We start from the raw sequence: 24618 nt of genomic DNA, 5'->3' as shown, positions 1-24618 counted from the left end.
TTTTAATAAATTATCCTTGTCTTTGTTTAAAACGGGGATTCTTTTTGTTAATTACATAAAGCTTCCCTTTGCGACGTACAATTTTGCAGTCGGCGCTACGTTTTTTAATGGATGCTCTTACTCTCATCTTTTTTAATTTAAGGTTTTTAGCCAATTATTTATAGCGGAAATTTATCCTGCCTCTTGTTAAGTCATAAGGAGACATTTCCAATCCCACCTTATCACCAGGCAAAATACGAATGTAATGCATCCGCATCTTACCGGAAATTGTTGCCAAAACCTCATGGCCGTTTTCCAGCTTTACCCTGAACATCGCATTAGACAAGGCTTCCAGGATGACTCCGTCTTGTTTTATTAAAGGTTGTTTTGACATACAAATTTTAGGGCTGCAAAGATAGGTAATATTTTATAATAAAAAAGCCTTATTCTGTCTAAATTTCAGAATAAAGCTGTATCGTTCGGGCCTCCAGAAGGCCTAAAACCGGGTCTTTAATGCAGTAGCGGAACTTTAGTCATTTGTAAATGAATATTTTGCAGCTCGCTAACCGTAATCGGGCGATCAAAAAGGCGGCGGTCTTCGCGGTACCAAACTTCACTTCTTGAAAAGTTGTCGGAGGCCGGCACCAGCACCCGGAAGGGCCCTTTCCCATATTTTGTGCCATTGCCTGCCGGGTTGTCCATTTTTTCAAACCCCAGCCGCATCAGCTGTGCCTCATTCAGCGGAATGCCCTGTACCTGGTCCAGCGGATACCAGAATTCCTGGATGCCGTTGTCTACACAAACCTCCCGCTCCTCATTACTTACCCTTACAACAGATCCTTCACGTGATACGCCATCATCCGTAACAATTACCCAGTCGCCCGGTTTTAACTCATTTAATTTCATACGAATAAAAATTTATGCAAACAAAAGATCCTATTTACTATTCTAAGATAGAAAAAATAATGACAAATGCCATATTTAATTGGTAGCCGCGGTAAACGATCTGTAAACGCTAAAAATAAATTCATTTTCAGCTGTTTATACATAAACCCGGTTTATCCTGGCCGGATTGGCAGCTCATAGCTGTCAAAAACCGCCTTACCGGAAGGAAAACCGTTTGAACCAACCGGCATTGGTGTTTAAACGCATATACATTTATAAACGGCCCTTATTGCGGCCAGGATACAAAAAAGCGGAACCAAGGTTTCCAAAAAAGGAATACCAGGCTCCGCTTAAAAGGATCGGGTCAAAAAGTTGCAGGAACGTTCAGCGCTGTCAAACGTAGGATTATCAGCGCCTCCGGCTCTGCCGTTTGTCTCCGTCCAACACCCCCTGCATAGGGCTATCTTACTACCGGTTATTGGCCGGCTTCAACAAGTTTAATGGTTTTGAGGGCGTTAAAACAGGCGTGCATTGCGCTGCTACCAGCGCCGCCGGCAACCGGAACTGCCGGCTCAGGGTAGCTGCATCGGAGGCATTCCCCAGTTTCACCTCATACGTACCTGCTGCTGCCACCCAGGCCGATCGCTTTTCATCAAAGGAAGCCAGGCTGCCGGCATCCAGTACCAATTGGAGTATTTGGGTCTCACCCGGTTGCAATAAACGCGTTTTGGCAAACGCCTTCAATTCAGACCGGGGTTTATTCATACCGCCTGCGGGTGCCGCCAGGTACAGCTGCACCACCTCCCTGCCCGCTGCCTTGCCGGTATTGGTCACTGTTACCGAAACAGTAATTTCTTTATCAAATGTTTCGCTGCTCAATTCCAGCCTGGTGAAGGAAAAGCTGGTGTAGCTCAGTCCGAAACCAAAAGCGTAGGCTGGTTTTATACCAAACGTTTGGTAATAGCGGTATCCAACATAAATATCTTCTTCGTAGTCGGCTTCAGCCGGAATTAACTTCATTCCAAACAAACCGGTGCGCGACTGCTCAGGAAATGCCCTGCCCGGGAAGCCGTTGGCGCCAGGCACATCTGCATAACGCACCGGGAAGCTCACCGCCAGTTTACCCGAAGGATTTACGGCTCCGCTGAGTATATCGGCGATGGCATTACCGCCCTCCTGGCCCGGCTGCCAGGCCAGCAACAGCGCATCGGCATCGGCCGACCAGCTGGCTGTTTCCATTACGCCTCCCGTATTGAGCACCACAACCACCTTTTTATTCCGTGCATGAAAAGCCGCTGCAATATTCTTGAGCAGGAGGCGCTCCCCTGGACTCAGATCAAAATCGCCCTCAATATGCCGGTCGTTGTTTTCACCCGCCTGCCGGCCAATGGTGAGTACCGCGATATCGCAAGTTGCTGCTTTCGCAGCAATCAGTGCGGCATCCATTTCCGGTTCCGGGATGGGTGGTGTAGGATTGATAAATTCTTCGATAAAGCTTTTCTTCGGCCGTTTTGCTGATTCTGTTTTTATATACGCAGAATAGAGATCCTGCAATGCCTGATCCGTTTTATACCTTGCGCGTTGCAGTCCTTCGTGCAGTGATACGGTATAGGCCTTATTAACATCACCGCTGCCAGTGCCTCCGGCAATCAGGCTATACGCTGCATTTCCAAAAAGGGCCACGGTGTTACCAGAGGTTAGTGGTAATGCAGCCTGTTCATTTTTAAGCAATACCATTCCATCAGCTGCGGCGGCCCTGGAAATGGCTGCATGCGCCTTCAGATCCGGTGCGTCCGAATAAGGCAACTTTTTAAACGAGGGTGCCTGCAGCAATACCTGCAGGATGCGCACCACATTTTCATCCAGCACCTTCATGGGAAGGCTGCCATTTTTTACAGCGGCTAAAAGTGCTTGCGTCTGGTCCGGTGTTCCGGGCATCAGCAAATCATTACCGGCCTTCATCTGTGCGGCGGCATCCTGCCCCCCGAACCAGTCGGTCATCACCAGGCCTTCAAACCCCCATTCCTTACGTAACACGGTGGTCAGCAGGTCATAGCTCTCCGAGGCATAGGTTCCGTTTATTTTATTGTACGAGCTCATCACCGTCCAGGGCCGGGCCGTTTTTACAGCAATTTCAAATCCTTTCAGGTAAAGCTCCCGCAATGCCCGCTCGCTGATGTGCTCATTAACCGTCATTCGGTTAAACTCCTGGTTATTGGCTGCAAAATGTTTGATAGAAGTACCCACGCCGCGCGACTGGATACCATTGACCATGGCTGCCGCGATCCTGCCGCTTACCAGCGGGTCTTCGGAGTAATATTCAAAATTCCTTCCGCCCAGGGGATTCCGCTGCAGGTTCATCGCTGGTGCCAGGAGGATGTCGATCCCGTAATCCCGGGCCTCACTGCCAAAGGCAGCGCCCAGTTTTTCGATCAGCTCCGTATCCCAGGTAGAGGCCAGCAGGGAACCGATAGGAAAAGCGGTTGCATAATAGGTTTTTGATGCATCTCCGTTGCGTACCGGGTCGATCCGCACACCTGCAGGCCCATCTGCCAGCACCAGGGTAGGAATCCCCAGCCGGGGAATGGCATAGGTAATCCCCGCAGCCCCCGGAACCTTGTCCTTTGTAACCCCTATATTCGCACCTGCTGATTGCTGGCCGGGCATTTTAAAGCCCTGTCCGCGTACGAGGTTCACCTTTTCTTCCAGGGTCATTCTTGATGCCAGGGCTTTTGCCTTTTCAATATGATCGGTTTGTGCGTACCCCATTGTTGAAAAAAGCGAACAAAAAATTACGATATATTTTTTCATTTGCTAAAATAATTTTAAAAGCGGCGCATACACGGTTACTGTTCCTTCGGATCACACAGCGCGTCTTAGAACCACACAATCGTCGATGCCGTTGCTACGTTACAGATTTTCCGGATGCACCGCCGACGTAAAGAATCAGTGTTTTTCAATCTGCTGTCCCGCTTCCACATATTGCATATCCCCCACAGACAGGATCTGAAATTTTCCGTCTTCAAATACAACCATACTTACAGATGCATTGCCCAGTGGCTTGCCGACGAAGGGCTTTTCCGACAGCGCGGTGAGCAGGGCATTAATGGCAATGCCATGTGATACAACCAGTACATTTCCCCCTCCGGCTTTTGCCTGCTCGTTGGCCGTTTTCACCAGCCAGCCATGCATCCGCCGTTTTACTGCGTCAAAGTCCTCGGCCAGCCGCAGCGTATCCAGCGCTTTTACAGCAGCCAGCACTTCGGGTATTTTATTGTTCCGTTGCATATCGGCAAACAGGGCCGCCGCAGAAGTATAGTGCAGGTAAAGCGCGGCATCCGTCCACATCCGTTTATTATATTCTCCTTCATAGCAACCAAAGGCAGTTTCACGCAGCTCCGCAGATTCCTGTAAAACCGGTGTGACTCCGCCTTTTGCGGCTACCACCACCCGTGCCGTTTCCCTGGCCCGGCCGAGATCGCTTGCATATACTGCGTTAAACACCGTTCCTTTCAACCCCAATCCTAATGCGTGCGCCACAGCTTTTCCCTCCGGCGTCAGCGGTGCATCCGCCCAGCCTTGTACCCGGTTGAGTGCATTTAATACCGTTTCTCCGTGACGGGTGATATAAAAAGTTACTTTGGTACGTTTTACCTGCTGTGCTGTAAGCATCATTGCAAAAACAGGAAGCGCCGCTGCTGTCAGCAGCGCTCTCCGTAATAATGGATTCATGATGATGTATTAAAATGAAAAACTAATGGAGGCCCAAAGACTGCGGGGAAGAATGGCCCGGCCAATCATCAGCTGCCCTTCCTTAAGCGTGTTTACATCAATAAACTGTTCCCCACGCACATTGCCCTCTGTTAATCCGCGGGCATTGAGCAGGTTGTTCACCCAGGCGCGCAGCTCCAGTTTTTTACCAAACGAATATCCCGCACCTGCATTTACTTCTGTATAGCCATCCAGCCTGTAGGTATTGGCATTGGTAGACCAGCGACTGCCGATGGCCGCCGCATTGGCATAAAGATTAAAGCCTTTGTAATCGTATGTTGCAGACAATTGCAGATTGGTCTTGGGCAGCCGTTCCGGCCGGTTCCCTTTCCAGCTGAGTGGTTTGCCGGCTATAGAAGGATCCGCATCCGCACTTACAACAATATCATAGCTGGTAAACTTGGCGTCTTCAATAGTAGCCAGTCCGCGCAGATTAAGCCCTTTCAACAGTTCATAGGAAATCTCTGTTTCCCAGCTGTAGGTGCGGGAAGAGCCAAAGGTAGACTGGGTGATTACCGAACCGGTGGCCGCACCCGGAACTCCGATAGTAAGGGGAAAATTGCTTACACTGGAATAACTAACAGAGGAAAAGAAGGCCAGTTTGCTATGTGCATAACGTACGCCCAGTTCACCCAGGTAGATCTGGCGTTTTTTTAACTCACTGGGACGCGCATCCACCGCTGAAAAGTTATCGATGGTAAAAGCGTTATAGGTACGGGTAGCGCGTCCGAATATACCGGTGTAATCGTTCACCTTGTAGTTGATCCCCAGGGATGCCGACCAGTAACTGAAATTTTCGGTGTATGGATCCAGGTGATCGATCACAAAGCCCTGCCCGCCGGAGGATACCGAAGACCCGGTATACACGGCCCGGTGCCCGTTCAGCTTGTTATAATCAAAACGGAGTCCTGCATCAAACGTCCAATGCGCACCCGCTTTGATCAGGTCAGACAGATAACCGGAGTACATACCGGATACCCCATCGAATTTGGTATGACCGCTTTTGCTGGTATTGGCCACCGGTGTTAATGGTGCTGCCGATGCATTATTGACCAGAATAATGGATGGCTTGTCCTTGATTTCCGTACTGGCGGTGAACGTAGCAGCCTCGCTGGTAAAATCATAAAGGTATAAACCGGTGCCGATGGTGATATTATGGATCCCTGCCTTCTTGGTAAAATCGAGGTAATCGATTACCTGCTTGTCATTCCGCTGCGTGGTGGAGATCTGCTGCGCGGTATAATAGCCGGTGGGATTCTGAAGCTGTGTTCCGTTCATATAATAGTAGTTAACACCTGTTTTGAAAGTCTGGGGCGCGGTGATCATACTGGAATTGGCCGTCATCTTGCTGGATTGATACCGGAAATTATTATTGATCGTCCAGTTGTTGTTGGTTTTGTAATGAAACAACATTCCTCCATAAGCAATCTTCGTATAAAACCCGTCGGAAAGATCAATGTTAAAGGTCTGATCGCCCGGAACCTTCACATTGAATTGATACGTATTGGGCATTAAGGTTTCTGTAAAATTGTCGAAATACGGAAGGGCATTGCTCAGGTGCGTTCCTTTTTTGTAGCCATAGTAGCCCGGCAGCAACCACTGTACCCGGTCGTTCAGGTACTTCCCATAAAAACGCAGGTATCCCTGATCGTTACGCCCCAGCTTTCGGGTCAGATTCAATTTTAGCTGTCCGCCTTTATTGGCAGTAAAATCGGGTTGTTTGATTCCCTTGTCCGTTCTGTAAAACCCACCGATATTGTACTGCCATTTATCATTCAGCTGTCCCCCCGTATTTCCGTCAACACGATATAAACCTTGTGACAATCCCGATGTAAACTTAAATGTGCCATAAGGCAGCGGGCCACCGGTATAAGATAAATTATTGATTACTGCCCCTGGAGTGTTGGATGTAATAATAGCGGCGTTACCACCCCGGATGGCTTCAATATTCTTGATCGTAAGATCATATTTAAAATACTGATCAGCGGAGGGAAGAGAAGAATAACCCGTGGGCAATACCGGCAGTCCGTCTTCCATAATACCCAGGTAAATGTATCCGCCTCCCGGCAATCCCCTTACCCGGATACTTCCAGGTCCATCGCCACCGCTGCTTTCAGCCGAAAGGCCCGGAACGGTTTTCAGCATATCCGAGCTGTTGAGCGGCGCCTGCAGGGCCAGCTGCCTCGATGTGCGTGATGTAATCGCCACACTGCTTTCGATCTTTTTCTGCGGATTGCCCGTGCTGGTCACCACTACATCATCCAGCCGCAGCAGGTCTTCCGAAAGCTGGGCATTTGCCGTCAGGTTTCCCCCGGCCACCACGATCTTCTGGGAGTAACTCATATAGCCCACATAGGTAAACACAATGGTATACTCACCTTCCGGCACACCGGCCAGTGTATATTTACCAGCGCCGTCCGTCATAGTAGCATACGCTGTATTTTCCAGTGATACGGTAACCCGCTGCAGACTCTCTCCTTTTACATTCTTTACCACTCCTGTAATATTATAGCTGGCGCGTACCTGCTGCACTGCCGCGCCCTCTGCATCGGAAAACAGCAGGATTTTATTATCGATCACTTTTGTTTTTACCTGCAGGGGTGCCAGCACTTCTGTTATAAATTGCTCGATGGTTTTGCCGTTACCGGAAAAGGTCACCTTACGCTGCGCCTGTATGGCGGCAGAGCTGTAAATAAATGAAACTCCGGTCTGATGCTGGATCCGGCCAATCGCCTCTTTCAACGTTTGATTGGCAATACTTACCTGGATCGTTTTTTTCAGCACCAGCTGTCCGCTTACATTGTTGGCAAACGATGTAAAGACCATGGTAAGGATCAGGAAAAGCGGCAGTACGGTTGACTTCATGATGAATAATAATAAGGCTTTTGTTCGCTTATTTTTCATACTTTTAATTGGTTTTTGTTTGTTAACAGGATTGACTTACAGAAACTTTCCTTGCTAAAAGGAGCATACAACCGGCAGTGTTCGCAGCATTGCCGGTTTTTCTTTTAACAATAACATTAATGATGGGTCCCGTATTAATCGGGAGCAGGCAACAATCGTTTCATCCTTTTATTTTTTTAAATTAAACAAGCAAGCTTTTTCACATCCCTGCAGCCGGCTACTGGCAGCCGCTGCCGCTGATGATGATATTAGTGCCGTTTATTTCATAGGACGCATTCAATACCCTGCAAACGACGTCCAGTTGCTGATACAGGCCCATGCCGGTAATATTACCCGTGAACGGGCATTTCAGCAACGCATCCGACTTTACAGACAAGGCTACACCGTACGCCTGATGCAGCCGGTTCAACACCTGCTCCAACGGTACTTCCTCAAACTCAAATACCGGCAGGGCAGCTGTTTGAAGCAATTGGGGTTCATCCACGATCGTGGTAAAAAAGCGATTTTTTTCGCTGTTGTATTCAACTTTCTCATTGGGCGTTAACACCAGGTTTTCTTTTTTTGCCCGCATGTACGCCTGCCGTTTGTCCTTTTTGTATACACTCACCTTTCCGGTAACCACTTCCACGTTCAGTGTATGTTTAGCGGTATTCTGCAGGATGTAAAAACTGGTACCCAACACTTCCGTAACCAGGTCGTTAGGCGCGTAGATCACAAACCGCCGCAATGTATCCCGATGAATATCAAAAAATGCATTACCGCTAAAATATACTTCCCTTGTATTTTTTGTAAACTGCTCCGGGTAAAACAGTACACTGTTTTTCTGAAGTGTAATGACGGATCCGTCCGGCAATGTAATGTTCTTAAGACTGTTTCCGCTGTTTTCAGCCATCAGATAAGAAGCCGGCACACCTTTTAAACCTGCAATACGCTCCTGCTGCTGAGCCGGCTTTTCGCCCCGGAACATATAAAAGCCAAGTGCTACGGCCAGCATTACACTGGCGGCTGCCACATACCATACCAACCGGCGGGATCTTGCTGCACCGGAAACAGGCTCCTGTAACCGGGGCTCCTCCGTTATTGCGGCCGGTTTCAGATGTGCCCAGATCCGTTCTTCAATGCTGTTTTTTTCGGCCTCCGACAGTTTTACTGAACTTTCGGAAATAAGCCGGTTATACCAGATCAATACCTGTTGCTCTTCTTCGGGCGTACAATTCCCCGAAATATATTTTTCCAGCAAAAAGTCAAACTCGTATAAACTCATCCGGTTCCCGTTTATACTCTATTGACGGAAAAAAAAGGGGGACCCCTAAAAATGCTGTCTATTTTTTTAAAAATTCTTTGATGTGCCGGATCGATTTGGTGATATGATATTCCACGGCCTTCTCTGTAAGCTCCATTTCTGCTGCAATTTGCCGTACGGTCTTCTGTTCGTACCGGCTTTTTTGAAATACGACCCGGGTTTTATCCGGTAATGTGCCAATGGCGGCATCGATCCGCTGCTGCAACTGGGTGTACGCGATCCGGTCGGGCAGCTCTTCTGCTGTATCGGGAAGGTGCTCGGTATCATAAACAATTGCCTGCCCCTTTTTTCGGCGCAGGATATCCATGGCTGCATGATAAGCACATGCCGCCAGGTAGGGGCCCATTTTTTTGATCTGTAAGGTTTGCCGCTCGCGCCATATTTTTTCAAACAATGCCTGGATCACTTCCTCCGCATCCTGCCGCGATTCCAGGTACCGGTGAGCGATTTTATACAGCGCCCACCAGTGCGTCCGGTAAAGCACCTCAAACGCTCCTGCGTTGCCTTCCCGCAATGCGAAAAGAAGGGACGCTTCATCTGGCCATTCAGCATTCATTAAAAAAAATAAAACAAGTTTATATGCATTCTAAAAATAGCTAAATTATTTTTCCTGCCAAATTCTGCGTACGGTTCCGGAACAGAATCCGCAACCGCTGCCGGCCTTTCATCCCGGTGGCCGAACCGGTATTATATGCGGCATTATCGGTCGCTACCCCAAAAAACGATACGCCGCCGCATTTGCCGGGCTGTTCTTTTATAGCTATTTTTAACGCAAAAAAATATTGAAACGGATCGGCTTATTATCAGACACCCATGGCTTTTTGGATGAAGCGGTATTTGACTATTTTAAAGATTGCGATGCAATTTGGCATGCCGGGGACTTTGGCACCCTGGAGCTGGCAGACCGGCTCCGGCAGTTCAAACCACTGGAGGGTGTTTTTGGCAATATCGACGGGCAGGAGCTGCGCGCTGTATTTCCCGAAACGCTGGTTTTTATGTGCGAGGATGTAAAGGTAATGATCCGTCATATCGGCGGCTACCCGCCCCGTTATAATAAAGAAACCAAGCCCCTGCTTTTAAAAGAATCCCCGCAGCTTTTTATCAGTGGCCATTCGCATATCCTGAAAATCATGTACGATGACAAATTACAATGCCTGCATATGAATCCCGGTGCCGCCGGAAAACAGGGTTGGCAAAAGGTGCGCACGCTGATCCGGTTTACGATCGATGGAAAAAACATCAGGGATTGTGAAGTTATTGAACTGAAATAATACGTTACCGCTGCCGGCGGATTGCATAAAAAAAGGGCGTATCCGTTTGATACAGCCCTTTATCTTTTTACCCAAAATCGATACAGCAATCAACCGTTCCTGACCAATTTCATAGCCCGTTTATTGCTCTTATTTCAGCTTCAGCTGAAGCGATTTTGAAAAGGTAGGCGACATGTCTTTTACCACTTTTTGTGTTCCCTGCTCAATGGGCGTTCCATTTACTTCTATTTTCCAAGTTACCGTAAATGGCGTAATACTGCCTTCAAACCCGCCGAAAAAAACATCGCCTCCAAAAAAATCGCTTGCCGATTCAATGGTGATGGTCTTGCCGTTATTAAAATCATCATCGCCTACCGTTACATTGGTTCCGGTTTTCCGGGCTCCGTTCACGATCCAATCAATAAAATTGCTTTTTGTATCAGCTCCGGAAACCGTTACTTCAAAATGATCACCCTCTACTTTGTGAAATTCACTGGAAACCGTAAAGGTCAGTTTTGCCTTTTTATCGTTCGAAGGAAATCCGGGTTTATCACTTTTGGAACAGGCGCTTAATACCACCAGGAACAGGCTGGAGAACAGCAATACTTTAAACATTTTCATAGTTTATTTTTATAGATGTTATGCCTACTCTTTACGCAGTTTTCGGCATCCCTGTCTCATAAGCGGGGCAAAAATATTCAGCGGTAGAACGGCAGCCAATACCGGTAAACCAGTATTTTTAAAACAACCGGGATAGATCTACATAAAAAAGCTGTTCCGATACAGGACCGGAACAGCAGAAAAGGTTCTTATTGAATCATTGAGCGTTGCTGAACTATTGACTCAGCCAGCCTGGATTTTGGGTTAATGATTTATTGAGTACCAGGTCTTCTATAGGAATGGGAAAGTAATACTGGCGCGCATCAAATTTACGGTTGGGTGTTGGCAGGGTCTTTTGATAAGGTTCTATATAACCTGCCGCATTCAAATAAATATCCTTGCCGGGAACAAGCTTGGGAAACTCAGTTTGTACAAATTTCATCCCCAGCACCGGTATCTCAAGGAACCGGCCCGCCTTCCAGCGCATCAAATCGTCCCAACGAAAGCCTTCAAAAGCCAGCTCCACCCTTCGTTCCCTCCTGATCTCCCGCAGCAATGGCTGTGGCACATAACCACAATAGGTGCTGTATGCCTGGTCCAGCTCCGCATCTGCCGGTATCATACTCACATCCAGGTGCGGCATACCCACCCGGTCTCTTAATGTATTAATGGTTTGATCGATCACAGTTTGATCACATTCTCCCAATTCAAATTTAGCTTCTGCATAATTTAACAATGTTTCTGCATACCGGAACATAATAGCAGCCTGCATACCATTGGTAACCCGGTCCCAATCTTTGGGATCATTCAGGAACCATTTGGCAAGCCGGTATCCGGTGGGACATTTGTTACCAGACAGACCCGGGATGTTGGGATAAGGGGCATTACTGGTACCCTGTACGCCGGTCTGGTTCTCATATTTTCCATATTGTGCTACTGTTTGCGCCAATCGCGGATCCCGGTTCGTAAACTCCTTTGTCATAAAGCCCCGGTCTGCCGCGTTGAACACTGTGCTGTTGCTAACAGGCTTTCCGTCTGTGCACAGGTATTCATCCACCAAATTCCGGGTCACGCCAAACTGGTGCCGCAGGTTCTGTGCAAAATACCGGCTGAATGCCGCGCCCAACTGCAGGGTTTCTGAATATTCTTTCCATAGTATGATTTCCGGGTTGCCGGCATAACTGTACTGGGCAAAGAGCTGGTTGTACGGATCTGCTACATTGGGTATTTTATAGATGGCATATCCGCCGGCCATGAGTTTTTCCGCTGCGGATACGGCAGCTCTCAAGAATTTTTCACCCCCGGCAATACCATGATACTTTCTGAAAGTGCCTTCATGCAACCCGATCCTTGTTTTCAAATGTAGCGCCACATCCTTATTGATACGGCCGGCTTTTTGCGTACCCTTTACCGGAAGCCAGCTAATGGCGGAATCCAGCAACCGCATTACGGAATCCATTACCTGAGCCCTCGGTGTGCGGGCCCCAAAAAGTTCAGGAGCGGTTTCATTCAACGTTTTATCCAGCCAGGGCACATCCCCAAACAATTTTACCTTTTCAAAATAATCCCAGGCCTTAAAGAAGTAAATCTCACCCGCATATACATGCTGCACATCCTCCGGCAGGTTGGTTCTTTTATAATTTTCCAGGAAAAAATTCAGCTTCCGGATATTATCAAAATTCCAGCCGTTCGACCCGCTGCCCCCACTTGTATAACCAATAAATTCGTTATTGGACACCCGGGAATACGTATTGGGGGCCGCATTATCCGTGATCACATCCCCGTACACCACTTTTGCAGCATTCACGCCCCAGGGTTGCAGGGTACCGTCCGCAAAACCCGTGGTATAACCGGTAATATAAAGAGGATAGACGGCATTGTTATACAGCTGAAGATCCTGTTCCGTTTTCCAGTAGGACTGGTCGGTAATCTGGTCGAGTGGATACCGGTCCATAAATTTATCATTGCAGGAAGCCACTACGGTTACAATCAGTAACAAGCGTATCAATATATTTTTATTCATAAAAAATCGTAGTATTAAATTTAAAAAGTTACCTGTACCCCTACTGCTACAGATTTCAACATGGGATAATTTGCAGAAAGTACTTCCGGATCAAAATAGGCCGGCACTTTTGAATACTGCCAGATATTATACGCGGAAGCGCTGACACGGATCTTCTTCATCCATATGCGTTCCGAAAACACAGCAGGTACTGTATAACCGATGGTAAGGTTCTTTAACCGCAGGTAGGCTGCATTTTGAAGATACCTTGTTTGTGTAGTGATGTTGCTTGCCCTGTTCTTATACGCCGGATAAAAACCATCGGGGTTAGAAAGCGACCAGGAGTTCTGGTATACTTCATAGGTACCGATGCCGCCATTTATTGCTCCCCAGAAAAGGTTATCGGTTATATATACGTCGCGTTTCCCGATGCCCTGGAAGAAGACATTCATATCAAAATGCTTCCATGCCAGAAAGGTATTTAAGCCAAAGGAGAAACGGGGGGTACTGTTACCGATCACCTTCAGGTCGCCGTGATTGGTCAGCGTATTTTGTCCGCTGCTGATGGTATCATTGCCCGAAAGATCTTTGAACCGTACATCACCGGGATAAATAATACCGGAATGAACGAGGTTATGCCGGGGAGCCCCGGCGATCTCCGCCGAGTCCCGGAAAATACCGTAGGTTTCATAACCCCAGATCTCACCGGCGGTTTGACTGGCATAAAGGTTGTTCAATAACAGGTTGGGATTACCGTCGAATTTGGTGATCCGTGTTTTGTAATCGGATAGTACAAAAGACACACTGTATTGTAACCCACCTTTTGTTACATCTTTCCAGGTTGCCTGCAGATCGAAACCCTTTGTTTTTAAAGTACCTGAATTCTTTGTAGGAACACTGGTGCCCAATACCGCAGGCAGCTTATCACCGTCTACCAGGATATCTGTAGTGGTGCGGTCGTACCTGGAAAAGTTCAGATCCAGCTTCCGGAATAAGGTCATGTCAAAGCCCCAATCCAGTGTGGTGGCCGTTTCCCAGGTAATATTCTGGTCTACCAGCCCTGGCGAGGTAACGCCAACAGGTCTGATGCCACCGAATATCTGATCCACTTTTTGAATCGTTCCGTAAAAAGGAACATAAATGTAATTTCGTACATTCTGGTTTCCCAAACTTCCATAACTCGCCCGCAATTTCAGGTCGGTAACCACATCTCTAACCCCCCGGGCAAATGCTTCCTCGGATATGCGCCATCCGGCAGAGATGGTCGGAAACATTTTAAACCGGCGATCTGCAGGAAATTTGGATGTACCATCATATCGACCGTTTGAACCAAGAAGGTATTTACCTTTATAATCATAGGTAAACCGGTAAAACGCCCCCCGTATGGCCCAATGGCTTTCAGCATCCGTTGCGTTTTTCTCCCCCGAGGTTTGCGAAATCACCGGTACACTGGGGGTTAAAATATCATTGCCACGGCCATACAGGTAGTCGCTTTTTTCAAGCTCCTGGTTAAACCCAACCAATCCGTAAAGATGATGATTCCCTGCAATGTTCAATGTATAATCAGTATAGGCATTGATCGTGTAATGATTCAGGTTGGTTTGATCCTTGGCAATAAAAGTTGGACTGGTATACACTGTTGTAGGATTGGTCCAGGTAAACTCGATCCTCGACAACAACGGTACAAAAGTCTTTGTATTGTATGCTTCATCCCGGTAAGAAATATCAGCTTTGATGTTCCAGTTTTTTACCGGGGTAATTGTGGGGGATACCGTTAGTAAAAAGATTTCGGAGTTTTCATCTTTCCGGGATCCATAATCCATGAACGAAAGAATATTATCCGTATAGGCATTGGGAACCGGCGCATTTGCGGGGGTTTTTAATGGCATAAAAACATTGCGCCCCGGTTCCTGCGACATAGCCCTCCACCATCCGCCTTTGCCATCGGGGTTCACCGGCGCGGAATAAAGGCTCCGGTTATAACTTGATTTAAAATCAACCGTAAACCAGTCGGTCACTTTGGAAGATACATTCAACATGAAATTATAACGATGAAACTTGTCGGTATTCAGCTTATACATTCCCTGCTGGCCGAAATACCCAAGCGATGCATAGTAGGTGGTTTTGTTGGAGCCTCCGGAAAGACTCAAATTATGCTTTTGAAGCGGCGCCCAATTCCGCACAGCTTCTTCGTAGGGACTGGTGTTGGCATTCCAAATAATATTGCTCCCGTTCATATAATAGGGATTATGATGAAGCGGATCGGCGGCATAAGCCTTTATACTGTCCAGCAGGGTAAGCGCATCCGCAGGGGCGTTTTGCCGGGTGAGTGCATATGCGTCTACCACGGCTTGCTGGATATCCACCGCATTCAGCAGGTCCGGTACCGCGCTGGGTTTGTTCCACTGAAACATATTGGAATAGGTAACATTTGTCCGATCTCCCTTTTTCCCTTTTTTTGTGGTAACCAGGATCACGCCATAGGCGGCTCTGGCACCGTAAATAGCAGCCGAGGCCGCGTCTTTTAAAACGGAGATGCTTTCAATGTCTTCGGGGTTCAGGGAATTGATGTCCATTTCTACTCCATCCACCAGCGTGAACGGCGCTCCTGAAGAAAACTTCATTTTCCCTCCGTCATTTACATCCTTAAAAAAGGAGGTGCCGCCCCGTATATTAAGCGCCGGAGCAGCATTGGGACTTCCATTTGAATTGGTTACATTCAGGTTAGGAACCAGTCCCTGAAGTGCCTGGCCAATATTATTTACAGGCCGGTTCTCCATTTCTTTTGCAGAAACCTGTGAGATGGATCCCGTGAGATAGCTTTTCCGCTGGGTACCAAAGCCCACCACCACTACTTCATTCAGCTCCCTGGTTTCTTCGGCAAGACTCATATGGATCACCGACTGCGTACCAACCTTTACCGACCGGGTTCGATATCCAATGGATCTGAATTCCAATACCGCCTCTTCATTTTGTACGGTAATGACATACGCGCCCTTTTCATTACTCATCGTAGCATTGCCGGTACCCCGTTCCTCAACGGTTACACCAGCCAACGGTTTTTGAGTGGCAGAATCGGTAATCACGCCGCTGATGGTTTGTAGCAGTACCCGGTCTGCCGGACTTTCGCTTGCCGGTTTTATCACAATGGTTGTATTGTTTACCACACGGTATGTAAGCGCCTGCTCCTTAAGAAGCAAACGCATCACTGCATCGATGGATGCATTGCTTACATGGATATTTATTTTTTTTTCGAGATCAACCTGGTCAGTCCTGTAAAATACCGAGTAACCACTGCTTTTTTCAATTTCCCGGATGGCCTTTTTTACCGTAATACCATCCGCATTGATCGTAAAATGCTCCTGCCCGTAGCCGGTGGCATGGACCTGTGTAAAAGCCACAAAAAGCAGCAGTGCACATAATTTCATAACTCTGAATAATTTTCCATAACGGCTTAATGCATAAAGCCGCAAACGCTTTTTTTTCATACCTTTGGTTCGTTGTTTTTTTGATAATTCTTTAAGCAACAATCTTAAAAACCGGGAGATGTTGCACCATCAACCGGTTTACTCATTTTTACAATAATCGTTTCGCCTTTTTTCTCATAATTGATCGGGGTTGTTTCTTTAATAACGTCAAGGATCGTTTCTATATTCATTTGACTGTTAAACCGTCCTGTATACCGGTACCTGGCCAGTTCATCTGCCTGAAACAGGATGTCGATGTTGTACTTTTCGCTTAACAGGCGGAGTATTTCCGGCAACCCTTTCTCTTCAAAGGCCAGGGCTGTTTCCTTCCACTGTAAATGTTCATTTACATCCTTCATTTCCTGGATATCCGCGTTGGAAACAGCGACCATATTTTCAGATGAACCTCGTTGTTTTTGCAGCGCAATATGATTAATCTTGAGGATCTGGTTACGGGTCAGGTACACCACAGGTGCTCCTTTTCGGGCGTCATTGGCATCCGTGATCGCAATTTTTCCATCAACCACAAAGGCTTCAAACAAGGAATCGGAAGCAAATGCTTTTATATTAAAAACCGTACCGATATCCCGGATCTCGAAGCGCGCCGCTTTTACAATAAACGGAATGGCAGACTGCCGGTTATTGATGGTAAAATTCCCCTCCCCGTCGAGGTATACCGTTCTGTTTGTTTTTCCAAAGTCCTTGTTCCAGCGGATCTTGCTGCCGGCGTTGATCCATACAACTGTACTATCGGGTAATAATACCTGTTTGCTAAGTTCACGGGCACTGGCCACCATTGTATTTCCCATTTTCCTGTTACCGGAAAAAAACCAGCGATATCCTGTAAGCGACAGTATTAATAAGGCTGCAGCGGCCCAATAGATACGTTTTTTTTTGAAGCTCCGGAGCCGCAGAACCGGCCGTTCCGCTTTCAGATGGTTCCGGATCAAAAATTGCTCATAGGCAGCCTTACTGTCTGCAAAATCCCCGGGAACAGCAGCCCGGGTCAGGTGCCACAGGTCGTAGATCTTCGCATAATAAGCCGCATTATCAGGGGAAGCCGCAATCCATTGCTCTGCCTGCAGCTTTTCCGAAGCATCCGCCACACCGCTGATATATTTAGCCAAAAGGATATGAATGGTTTCTGTCATATGATGACTATATGACAATTAAACGGAGGGCATCCCCCAACGGCTTAGCAAAAAAATATCCAAAAAGACAAAAACCGGTTAAGCGACTGCTTCAATTTTGAAAGGGCGATCCCCATCTGGTTTTCCACGGTTTTAGGACTGAGGGCCAGTTTCTGGGCAATTTCCTTATAACTCAGGTGCTCAAACCGGCTTAGCCTGAAAATCTCCTGGCAACGATCGGGTAGCTGTCCGATTGCTTCATTGATCTTTTGTGCCAGCTCCTTACTATAGTAAACATCGGTTATCTTTTCCTGGTAAGCACGATCATTTATAAGCCCGGTACGCATTACAAAATCGACATATTTATTTTCGATCTTCTTTTTCTTTAACAGGTTCAGGCAGCGGTTCTGAACGGATCGGTGCAAATAGGATCGCAGGGAAATGGTAACCGTTATCGTTTCCCGTTTCTCCCACAAATAAGAAAACAGGTCCGAAACACATTCTTTGGACAGTTCCGTGTCATTTAAGAAACGGTTAGCAAACAAACACAGGGGCTGGTAGTAATGATGAAAAAGCCATTCAAATGCTTTTACATCTGACGCATGTATTCTTTTTATTATGTCGATGTCATCGAGATCCATCTATCGGTAAAAATCATGGCGGCCTTGCTTACCACCCCGGAATTCTTCGGATTATTCAACTTGCTACAAAAAAAGCAGCCAATGGCTGCTTTCATAGATCTGTTACGTCTGAATCAGGTAATGATTCCTAAAACCATCCTCTTCCCATACCTACTTCGCGGAAAGGCCAGGGAATGGCGGCCAGGATAATGATCAGCGCCAACACATAAAACAACACCGTTTTCCGGTGCTTTTTACGGTCGGATATATTTTTCTTTGCAAATGATTTACCGATATGGATCAATACTACAGCGATGAGCATCATGGTAATATGCTCTACCGCAAAAAAACGAAGAGTAGCATTTTGCATTACGGCCGACATCCCCTGATCCTGTATCACTTTTAACCCATGCGCCCCTGTTATCCATTGAATAACACCTATTAAAAATTCAATATCCACGGCAATCATTAAAAACAGGCCGGCCTTGCGATGCCCATTGGTAAAGGGCCGGCTTCCGACGCCGATACTTTTAAAAATAGCGATCAGTAATAATAACAAAATAACCCAACGTAAGAAACTGTGTAGATGCAGCAAACCCGTTTCCATATTTATTTTTTTTGATAGTGAATCCAGCGAAATTAAGAAAATATTACATACTGCGTCTGTATTGGCCGCCTACTTCATATAAAGCATGCGTTATTTGACCGAGCGTACAGGTCTTTACGCAGTCCATCAGCACGTCAAAAAGATTCACGCCCGAAACGGCGGCATGCTTCAACCGCGAAAGGGCCGCCGCGCTTGCTGCGGTATTCAATTCCCGGAAGGCCTGTACATTTTTGATCTGCTGTTCTTTCTCGCCTGCCGTGCTCCGGATCACTTCATCCGGAAGAATCGTGGGACTTCCTTGTTTATTCAAAAAGGTATTTACGCCTACCAGGGGTAAACTTCCGTCGTTCTTTTTCATTTCATAATACAGGCTTTCTTCCTGGATCTTATTACGCTGGTACATGCGTTCCATCGCACCCAATACCCCGCCTCGCTCATTGATCCGGTCAAATTCTATCAATACCGCCTCTTCTACCAGGTCTGTCAGTTCCTCGATAGCAAAGCTACCCTGTATGAAATTCTCAGTTTTTACGGTTCCCTGCTCCCGGTTAATGATCAGCTGAATGGCCATGGCGCGGCGCACGCTTTCCTCTGTAGGTGTGGTAATAGCCTCATCATAGGCGTTTGTATGCAGCGAATTACAGTTATCGTAAATGGCATACAGTGCCTGAAGTGTGGTACGGATATCATTAAAATCGATCTCCTGGGCATGTAAACTGCGGCCCGAGGTCTGGATATGGTACTTTAGCTTTTGCGAGCGTTCGTTCCCTTTGTACACATTCCGGATGGCCTTTGCCCAGATACGGCGGGCCACCCGGCCAATCACACTGTACTCCGGATCCATCCCGTTGCTGAAAAAGAAGGAGAGGTTAGGTGCAAAATCATCAATATGCATACCCCGGCTCAGGTAATACTCTACATAGGTGAACCCGTTTGCCAGCGTAAATGCCAGTTGTGTAACCGGGTTGGCTCCGGCCTCTGCTATATGATACCCGCTGATGCTGACACTATAAAAATTTTTTACCGCATGCGCTATAAAATATTCCTGCACATCCCCCATAAGCTTTAGCGCAAACTCCGTAGAAAAAATACAGGTGTTCTGTGCCTGGTCCTCTTTTAAGATGTCTGCCTGTACCGTTCCCCGCACTTTTGTGAGGGCCTCTGCTTTAATGGCGGCATACACGTCTGCTTCCAGCACTTCATCGCCGCTGATGCCCAGTAATTGAAGCCCCAGGCCATTATGCCCCTCCGGCAACCCCTGCGATGTCAGCGGATTGTAATATTCCGGCGCCTCCAGCTTGCTGAATTTCCGGCTGCGCACCGCATGCACCTGATCCCATAAATCGTGCGCCGTTATATACTGCTCGCATTGCTGGTCAATGGCTGCATTCAGAAAAAAAGCAAGCAATACCGGTGCCGGACCATTAATCGTCATGGACACAGAGGTTGCCGGATTGCAAAGATCAAAACCGCTGTATAACTTTTTTGCATCATTTACCGTAGCGATACTGACACCGCTATTGCCGATCTTTCCATAAATATCCGGCCGGTGTTCCGGATCTTCTCCATAAAGGGTAACACTGTCAAATGCGGTGCTCAGTCGCTTTGCCGGAGCATCTGCGCTTACATAATGAAATCGTTTGTTGGTACGCTCGGGGCTGCCTTCTCCTGCAAACATCCGTGTAGGGTCTTCTCCTTCCCTTTTAAGATCGAACACACCCGCCGTAAAAGGGAACCGGCCCGGAACATTCTCCTGGAGCTGCCATTTCAAAAGGTCTCCCCAATCCTTATACCGGGGTAATATAATTTTACGGATGGTGGTGCCGCTCAGGGAAGTAGTGGTAAGTGGTAAACGGATCGTACGGTTGCGGACGGTGAATTCGAACAGATCTTTTTCATATTTTTCCTGAAGCTCCGGCCATTCGTCCAGGAGCTGCCGGTGCGCCGGATCCAGCTGCTGTTGCAGGGCCTGACATGCTTCTTCTAATGCTTCTTTTATGGATGGATGCTCCAACATTCGATTTACTTTGCGGTTTTTAATTTCTTATAAAACACTTTTACTTCATACTGCAATTGCGCGGCTGTGGGTAATTTATTTTTCAGTTTCGCGGGTAACGCTTTACTAAATGTGTATTCCGTTGCTCCCCAACCTTCCACATCACTTTTTTGCACAATTTGTTTGCCCAAAAACCAATTGTGCAACAGCATATTGGTGTTTACAGTAACGGAAGACTGTAACCGGCTTCGCTGTATTTGTTCTTTCAGAGCGCCCAGCCATTTCTTATATAATCGGGTAATGGCCATCAGGGTTCATACATTTTCAAAACGCCCTTTAGCTGATACAACCGGGTGGCAATCTCCGCCTGCTCATTGGCATGGCTATTATAATTCCGGATCGATTCGGCTATATCAGCAAGATACCTTGCCCGCTTGCCCGGAATAATTGCCCGCTCCAGCTGCGCCGTATATTCAAAGGAAATGGCTTCATTAAACGCAGTACCGCATCGCTGATTCAAGGTACGGATCACCTGCAAAAACAAATCATTTACCCCCGGATCGTTAAACTTGGCAGCAATGGTGCCGGTTACCGGCAGGTCTTCATCCTTTGCGTTCCATAACTGATGATTTCTCCTGTACTGTTTTTTCACCTCCATGAGTGCATCTGCAGCGCCTGCTTTATCAAACTTATTAATACAGATCAGATCTGCATAATCCAGCATATTGATCTTTTCCAGTTGAGAGGCCGCACCATATTCCGGCGTCATTACATACATACTTACATCCACATAATCCACAATAGAAGCATCGCTTTGGCCAACCCCTGCACTTTCCAGGATGATCAGATCAAATATGGCCTGCTTACATACATCCAATGCCTTCTGTATAGCTCCGCTCAGGGCCACATGATCGTCGCGTGTAGCCATCGAACGCATATAGGCCCGGGGATGGGCGATGGCATTCATCCGGATACGGTCGCCCAGTAAGGCGCCGCCTGTTTTTTTCCGGGAAGGATCTACCGAAATCACCGCAATGGTTTTATCCGGATACTCATTTAAAAAACGGCGTACAAGTTCGTCTGTTACGGATGATTTACCGGCACCACCCGTTCCGGTTATGCCCAATACCGGCACCTGCACATCCGGCCCCGGTGCCGGCAGGGTTTCATCCGAACCTGCTTCAGCCCGTGTAATGGCCCGGGCTATCCGCCGGATTTCCTTTTGCTCTCCCAATGGAGGTGCTCCCTTCCAGTTATCCGGAGCGTTATTGAACGCCGCAATGGAAGCGTCTGAACGCACGATGCTGATCAGGTCTTCGATCATTCCTTCCAGCCCCAATCTACGCCCGTCATCCGGACTATAGATCTTTGCGATACCGCAGCTATGCAGTTCTTCAATTTCCTGCGGCAGAATGGTGCCGCCACCACCGCCAAAAACCTTTATATGGCTGCATCCTGCCTGATCCAGCAGGTCTTTCATGTATTTAAAAAACTCGATATGACCACCCTGGTAGCTGGTAATAGCAATGGCATGTGCATCTTCCTCAATAGCACATTCCACGATCTCCTGCACACCCCGGTTATGCCCCAGGTGAATGATCTCGACACCTTTTGACTGTAAAATCCGGCGCATAATATTAATTGCTGCATCATGCCCGTCAAACAGGGATGCAGCCGTCACCATGCGCAATGTATTCTTTTCCATTTTCACCGAACAATTGTTAGCAAAAATAAGGGTTAAGTTTTACGTTTGAGATCTGGCGTTTAAAGTTTAAGGTTAAACGCGTTTCATGCTCAATGGACTATCGTTTTTAATTTTGGGAGATGGAGAGACAAATGAGACAGAGGAATGTTGCAGATCGGATAGCCATTACCCACAGCTATTGATTGTTCACCATTCACTATTAACCATTGACCATTGCCTATTTCCACATTCCCGGATTTTCAAATTATAATCCGTGTAATTTTGCCCCAATGAATCAGCGGGAACTTTTTTTACAACATGTAGGGCAAACTTCAACGGCGCCGTTAGCGCTGGAAATTGCGAAGGCTAAGGACTGTAGTCTTTTTGATATTAACGGGAAAGCATATATCGATCTGATTGGCGGCATCAGTGTTGCCAATACCGGCCATGGCCATCCGGAGGTGATTGCCGCTATAAAAAAACAGTTAGACGACTACCTGCATGTGATGGTTTACGGGGAAGTGGTCCAAAGCCCGCAGGTACAGTACGCCAAATTGCTGGCCGATCATCTGCCGGCCGGACTCAATTCAGTTTACTTTACCAATTCCGGCGCAGAGGCTGTCGAAGGCGCCATGAAACTGGCCAAACGATATACGGGCCGCACGCGGATCATCGCCGCAAAAAATTCTTATCACGGTTCCACACAGGGCGCATTGAGTATTTTGGGCGACGAATACTGGAGGAACGCCTACCGGCCATTACTGCCCGACATTTTGCATATCGATTATAACAATCCCAACTGGCTGCACCAGATCGACACCGCTACAGCCTGTGTGATTCTGGAAACCATACAGGCGGAAGGCGGGGTTATCGCCCCGGATAAAGCCTGGCTGCAGGCGGTGCGGAAGCAATGTACGGAAACGGGCACGCTTTTGATACTGGACGAGATACAGGCCGGGTTTGGAAGAACGGGCACCTTGTGGGGCTTTGAGCATTTTGATATTGTACCGGATATTCTTTTACTGGGGAAGGCCCTGGGCGGAGGCATGCCGCTGGGGGCGTTTATCAGCGACCGGAAGATCATGATGTGCCTTACGGAAAACCCCGTGCTGGGCCACATTACTACGTTTGGCGGTCATCCGGTGTCCTGTGCGGCGGGCCATGCCGCACTACAGGTATTACTCAAAGAGCAACTCGCTGAAACCGTTCATGCCAAGGAACAACTATTCCTTTCATTGCTGAACCATCCCCAAATTAAACAGATCCGCTCGTTTGGACTGTGGATGGCCGTAACCTTTGATTCTTTTGAAACCAATAAAAAGGTAATTGACCGGTTGCTGGAGCAGGGTGTATTTACCGATTGGTTTTTGTTTGCGGCCTCCAGCTTTCGCATTTGCCCGCCGTTAACCATCACAGAAGCGGAAATAAAAAAAGCATGTGAGCGAATCTGTGCGGTTTTAGAAACCCTGTAAGATCGATAAGGCGTATCCAAGCCCTGCCGGCTTTACACAAATTTAAAAACAGAAGATATGAACGAACAGGAAAAGATAAATGCAGCACTAAAAGCGGTTTCATTTGTAAAACCCGGACAGGTAGTGGGTTTGGGTACCGGGTCTACCGCCTATTTTGCTATACAGGAAATCGGGAAGATGGTTCGCGAGGGACTAGAGATCCGTGCGATACCTACTTCTGAAGCAACCCGGCAACTGGCCGAGAAGTGGAACATTCCGCTGACTGATATCAATGATATCAGCACCATCGATGTTACAATCGACGGTGCCGATGAGTTCAATAGCCGTCTGCAGCTGATCAAGGGCGGCGGCGGGGCATTGCTGCGCGAAAAGATCGTGGCATCCATCACCGGAACACAGGTCATTATTGCGGACGCGTCCAAACAAGTTGAAAAGCTGGGCGCCTTTAGGGTACCCATTGAAGTAATTCCCTTTGCAGCCAACGTTGTTACCCGAAAATTAAGTGCACTGAATGGGGAGGCCTCCCTCCGGGCGAAGAACGACAGCACTTATATAACCGATCAGGGGAATAATATCCTCGATGTTGATTTTGGTCTCATTGACGATCCTGCAGCTCTGGCAAAAGCACTGGATCATATTACCGGTATTGTTGAACATGGATTGTTTATCGACCTGGCCGATTATGTGATTGTAGGAAAGGGGGACCAGGTAGAAATCATTGCCGCGAAGAATTAATGGTTAAGCATTACAGTTCTCCGGAAACATAAGTTAAAGCAGCGCTGGGACGCTAATAAACCCTATGTGGTTAAATATGCGTTTATCATTAGCGCCTTAGTCGTTAGCATTTAGAGCCGCTGTGAAATACGCTTTCACAACCAGGTTCGTTGCCTTACTTTGCCAAAGCAACACCGGGCAGCGGACATTGATTAGAGAATCAGGATTAAGAAA

20 protein-coding genes are annotated in these 24618 nt (G+C 47.5%); 3 read left to right on the top strand and 17 right to left on the bottom strand.

All coding sequences use genetic code 11. The annotated features are described in order from the left end of the window. Positions 1–10: 10 nt before the first annotated feature. The 8 genes from ykgO to LQ567_RS20695 all read right to left on the bottom strand — a co-directional run bounded on the left by ykgO (position 11) and on the right by LQ567_RS20695 (position 9398). Positions 11–127: a type B 50S ribosomal protein L36 gene (gene ykgO, locus LQ567_RS20730; RefSeq protein WP_071597075.1), complete on the bottom strand. Its 117-nt coding sequence runs from the start codon at positions 125–127 to the stop codon at positions 11–13. Between the two features lie 27 nt (positions 128–154). Further along, positions 155–373 (bottom strand): translation initiation factor IF-1, encoded by a 219-nt coding sequence (gene infA / locus LQ567_RS20725; RefSeq protein WP_223710630.1) that lies wholly within the window; start codon positions 371–373, stop codon positions 155–157. Between the two features lie 116 nt (positions 374–489). Next, entirely contained in the window at positions 490–885 is a 396-nt protein-coding gene (locus tag LQ567_RS20720) for a hypothetical protein (RefSeq protein WP_231007662.1), read from the bottom strand. Positions 886–1332: 447 nt separating this feature from the next. Next, positions 1333–3675, bottom strand: a complete 2343-nt coding sequence (locus LQ567_RS20715; RefSeq protein ID WP_231007661.1) for a glycoside hydrolase family 3 C-terminal domain-containing protein — start codon at positions 3673–3675, stop codon at positions 1333–1335. Between the two features lie 135 nt (positions 3676–3810). Beyond that, positions 3811–4596: a histidine phosphatase family protein gene (locus tag LQ567_RS20710; RefSeq protein WP_231007660.1), complete on the bottom strand. Its 786-nt coding sequence runs from the start codon at positions 4594–4596 to the stop codon at positions 3811–3813. 9 nt (positions 4597–4605) lie between these two features. After that, positions 4606–7539 carry a TonB-dependent receptor gene (locus tag LQ567_RS20705; RefSeq protein WP_231007659.1) on the bottom strand — a complete coding sequence of 978 codons (2934 nt, stop codon included), beginning with the start codon at positions 7537–7539 and terminating at the stop codon, positions 4606–4608. Between the two features lie 217 nt (positions 7540–7756). Further along, on the bottom strand, positions 7757–8803 hold the full coding sequence (locus tag LQ567_RS20700; RefSeq protein WP_231007658.1) for a FecR family protein: 1047 nt from the start codon (positions 8801–8803) through the stop codon (positions 7757–7759). Between the two features lie 58 nt (positions 8804–8861). Further along, positions 8862–9398, bottom strand: coding sequence for an RNA polymerase sigma factor (locus tag LQ567_RS20695; RefSeq protein WP_231007656.1), 537 nt, complete (start codon positions 9396–9398; stop codon positions 8862–8864). 226 nt (positions 9399–9624) lie between these two features. Between LQ567_RS20695 and LQ567_RS20690 the strand changes: the two genes are divergently transcribed. Next, positions 9625–10113: a metallophosphoesterase family protein gene (locus LQ567_RS20690; RefSeq protein WP_231007655.1), complete on the top strand. Its 489-nt coding sequence runs from the start codon at positions 9625–9627 to the stop codon at positions 10111–10113. Positions 10114–10242: 129 nt separating this feature from the next. Here LQ567_RS20690 and LQ567_RS20685 read toward each other — a convergent pair whose 3' ends face one another. From LQ567_RS20685 to LQ567_RS20645, 9 genes are all read right to left on the bottom strand, one after another. Then, the gene (locus LQ567_RS20685) at positions 10243–10713 is read right to left on the bottom strand and encodes a hypothetical protein (RefSeq protein ID WP_231007653.1); all 471 of its coding nucleotides are present in this window, start codon (positions 10711–10713) and stop codon (positions 10243–10245) included. A gap of 214 nt (positions 10714–10927) precedes the next feature. Then, a complete protein-coding gene (locus tag LQ567_RS20680) occupies positions 10928–12715 on the bottom strand; it encodes a RagB/SusD family nutrient uptake outer membrane protein (protein ID WP_231007652.1) in 1788 nt (595 codons plus the stop codon). Between the two features lie 20 nt (positions 12716–12735). After that, complete coding sequence (locus LQ567_RS20675; RefSeq protein WP_231007651.1) at positions 12736–16182, bottom strand: TonB-dependent receptor; 3447 nt, start codon at positions 16180–16182, stop codon at positions 12736–12738. Between the two features lie 44 nt (positions 16183–16226). Next, entirely contained in the window at positions 16227–17312 is a 1086-nt protein-coding gene (locus LQ567_RS20670) for a FecR family protein (protein WP_231007650.1), read from the bottom strand. 44 nt (positions 17313–17356) lie between these two features. Beyond that, entirely contained in the window at positions 17357–17932 is a 576-nt protein-coding gene (locus LQ567_RS20665; protein ID WP_231007649.1) for an RNA polymerase sigma-70 factor, read from the bottom strand. Positions 17933–18059: 127 nt separating this feature from the next. Then, positions 18060–18518 carry a hypothetical protein gene (locus tag LQ567_RS20660; protein WP_231007648.1) on the bottom strand — a complete coding sequence of 153 codons (459 nt, stop codon included), beginning with the start codon at positions 18516–18518 and terminating at the stop codon, positions 18060–18062. A 43-nt stretch (positions 18519–18561) separates the two neighbouring features. After that, positions 18562–20535 carry a methylmalonyl-CoA mutase family protein gene (locus LQ567_RS20655; RefSeq protein WP_231007647.1) on the bottom strand — a complete coding sequence of 658 codons (1974 nt, stop codon included), beginning with the start codon at positions 20533–20535 and terminating at the stop codon, positions 18562–18564. Positions 20536–20540: 5 nt separating this feature from the next. Next, a complete protein-coding gene (locus LQ567_RS20650) occupies positions 20541–20822 on the bottom strand; it encodes a DUF1016 N-terminal domain-containing protein (RefSeq protein ID WP_231007646.1) in 282 nt (93 codons plus the stop codon). After that, positions 20822–22219 carry a cobalamin-dependent protein gene (locus LQ567_RS20645; protein WP_231007645.1) on the bottom strand — a complete coding sequence of 466 codons (1398 nt, stop codon included), beginning with the start codon at positions 22217–22219 and terminating at the stop codon, positions 20822–20824. The genes LQ567_RS20650 and LQ567_RS20645 overlap by 1 nt, the downstream gene beginning before the upstream one ends. Positions 22220–22488: 269 nt before the next feature. On the opposite strand from LQ567_RS20645, the gene LQ567_RS20640 reads away from it, so the two are divergent. Both LQ567_RS20640 and rpiA read left to right on the top strand, forming a co-directional pair. Beyond that, positions 22489–23670 (top strand): aspartate aminotransferase family protein, encoded by a 1182-nt coding sequence (locus LQ567_RS20640; protein WP_231007644.1) that lies wholly within the window; start codon positions 22489–22491, stop codon positions 23668–23670. A 57-nt stretch (positions 23671–23727) separates the two neighbouring features. Beyond that, a complete protein-coding gene (gene rpiA, locus LQ567_RS20635; protein ID WP_231007643.1) occupies positions 23728–24405 on the top strand; it encodes a ribose-5-phosphate isomerase RpiA in 678 nt (225 codons plus the stop codon). Positions 24406–24618 lie beyond the last annotated feature (213 nt).

The organism is Niabella pedocola (assembly GCF_021044425.1).
Taxonomy (GTDB): domain Bacteria; phylum Bacteroidota; class Bacteroidia; order Chitinophagales; family Chitinophagaceae; genus Niabella; species Niabella pedocola.
Note: the sequence above shows the minus strand (reverse complement) of the source record. Positions and strands in the feature narration are given on the sequence as shown.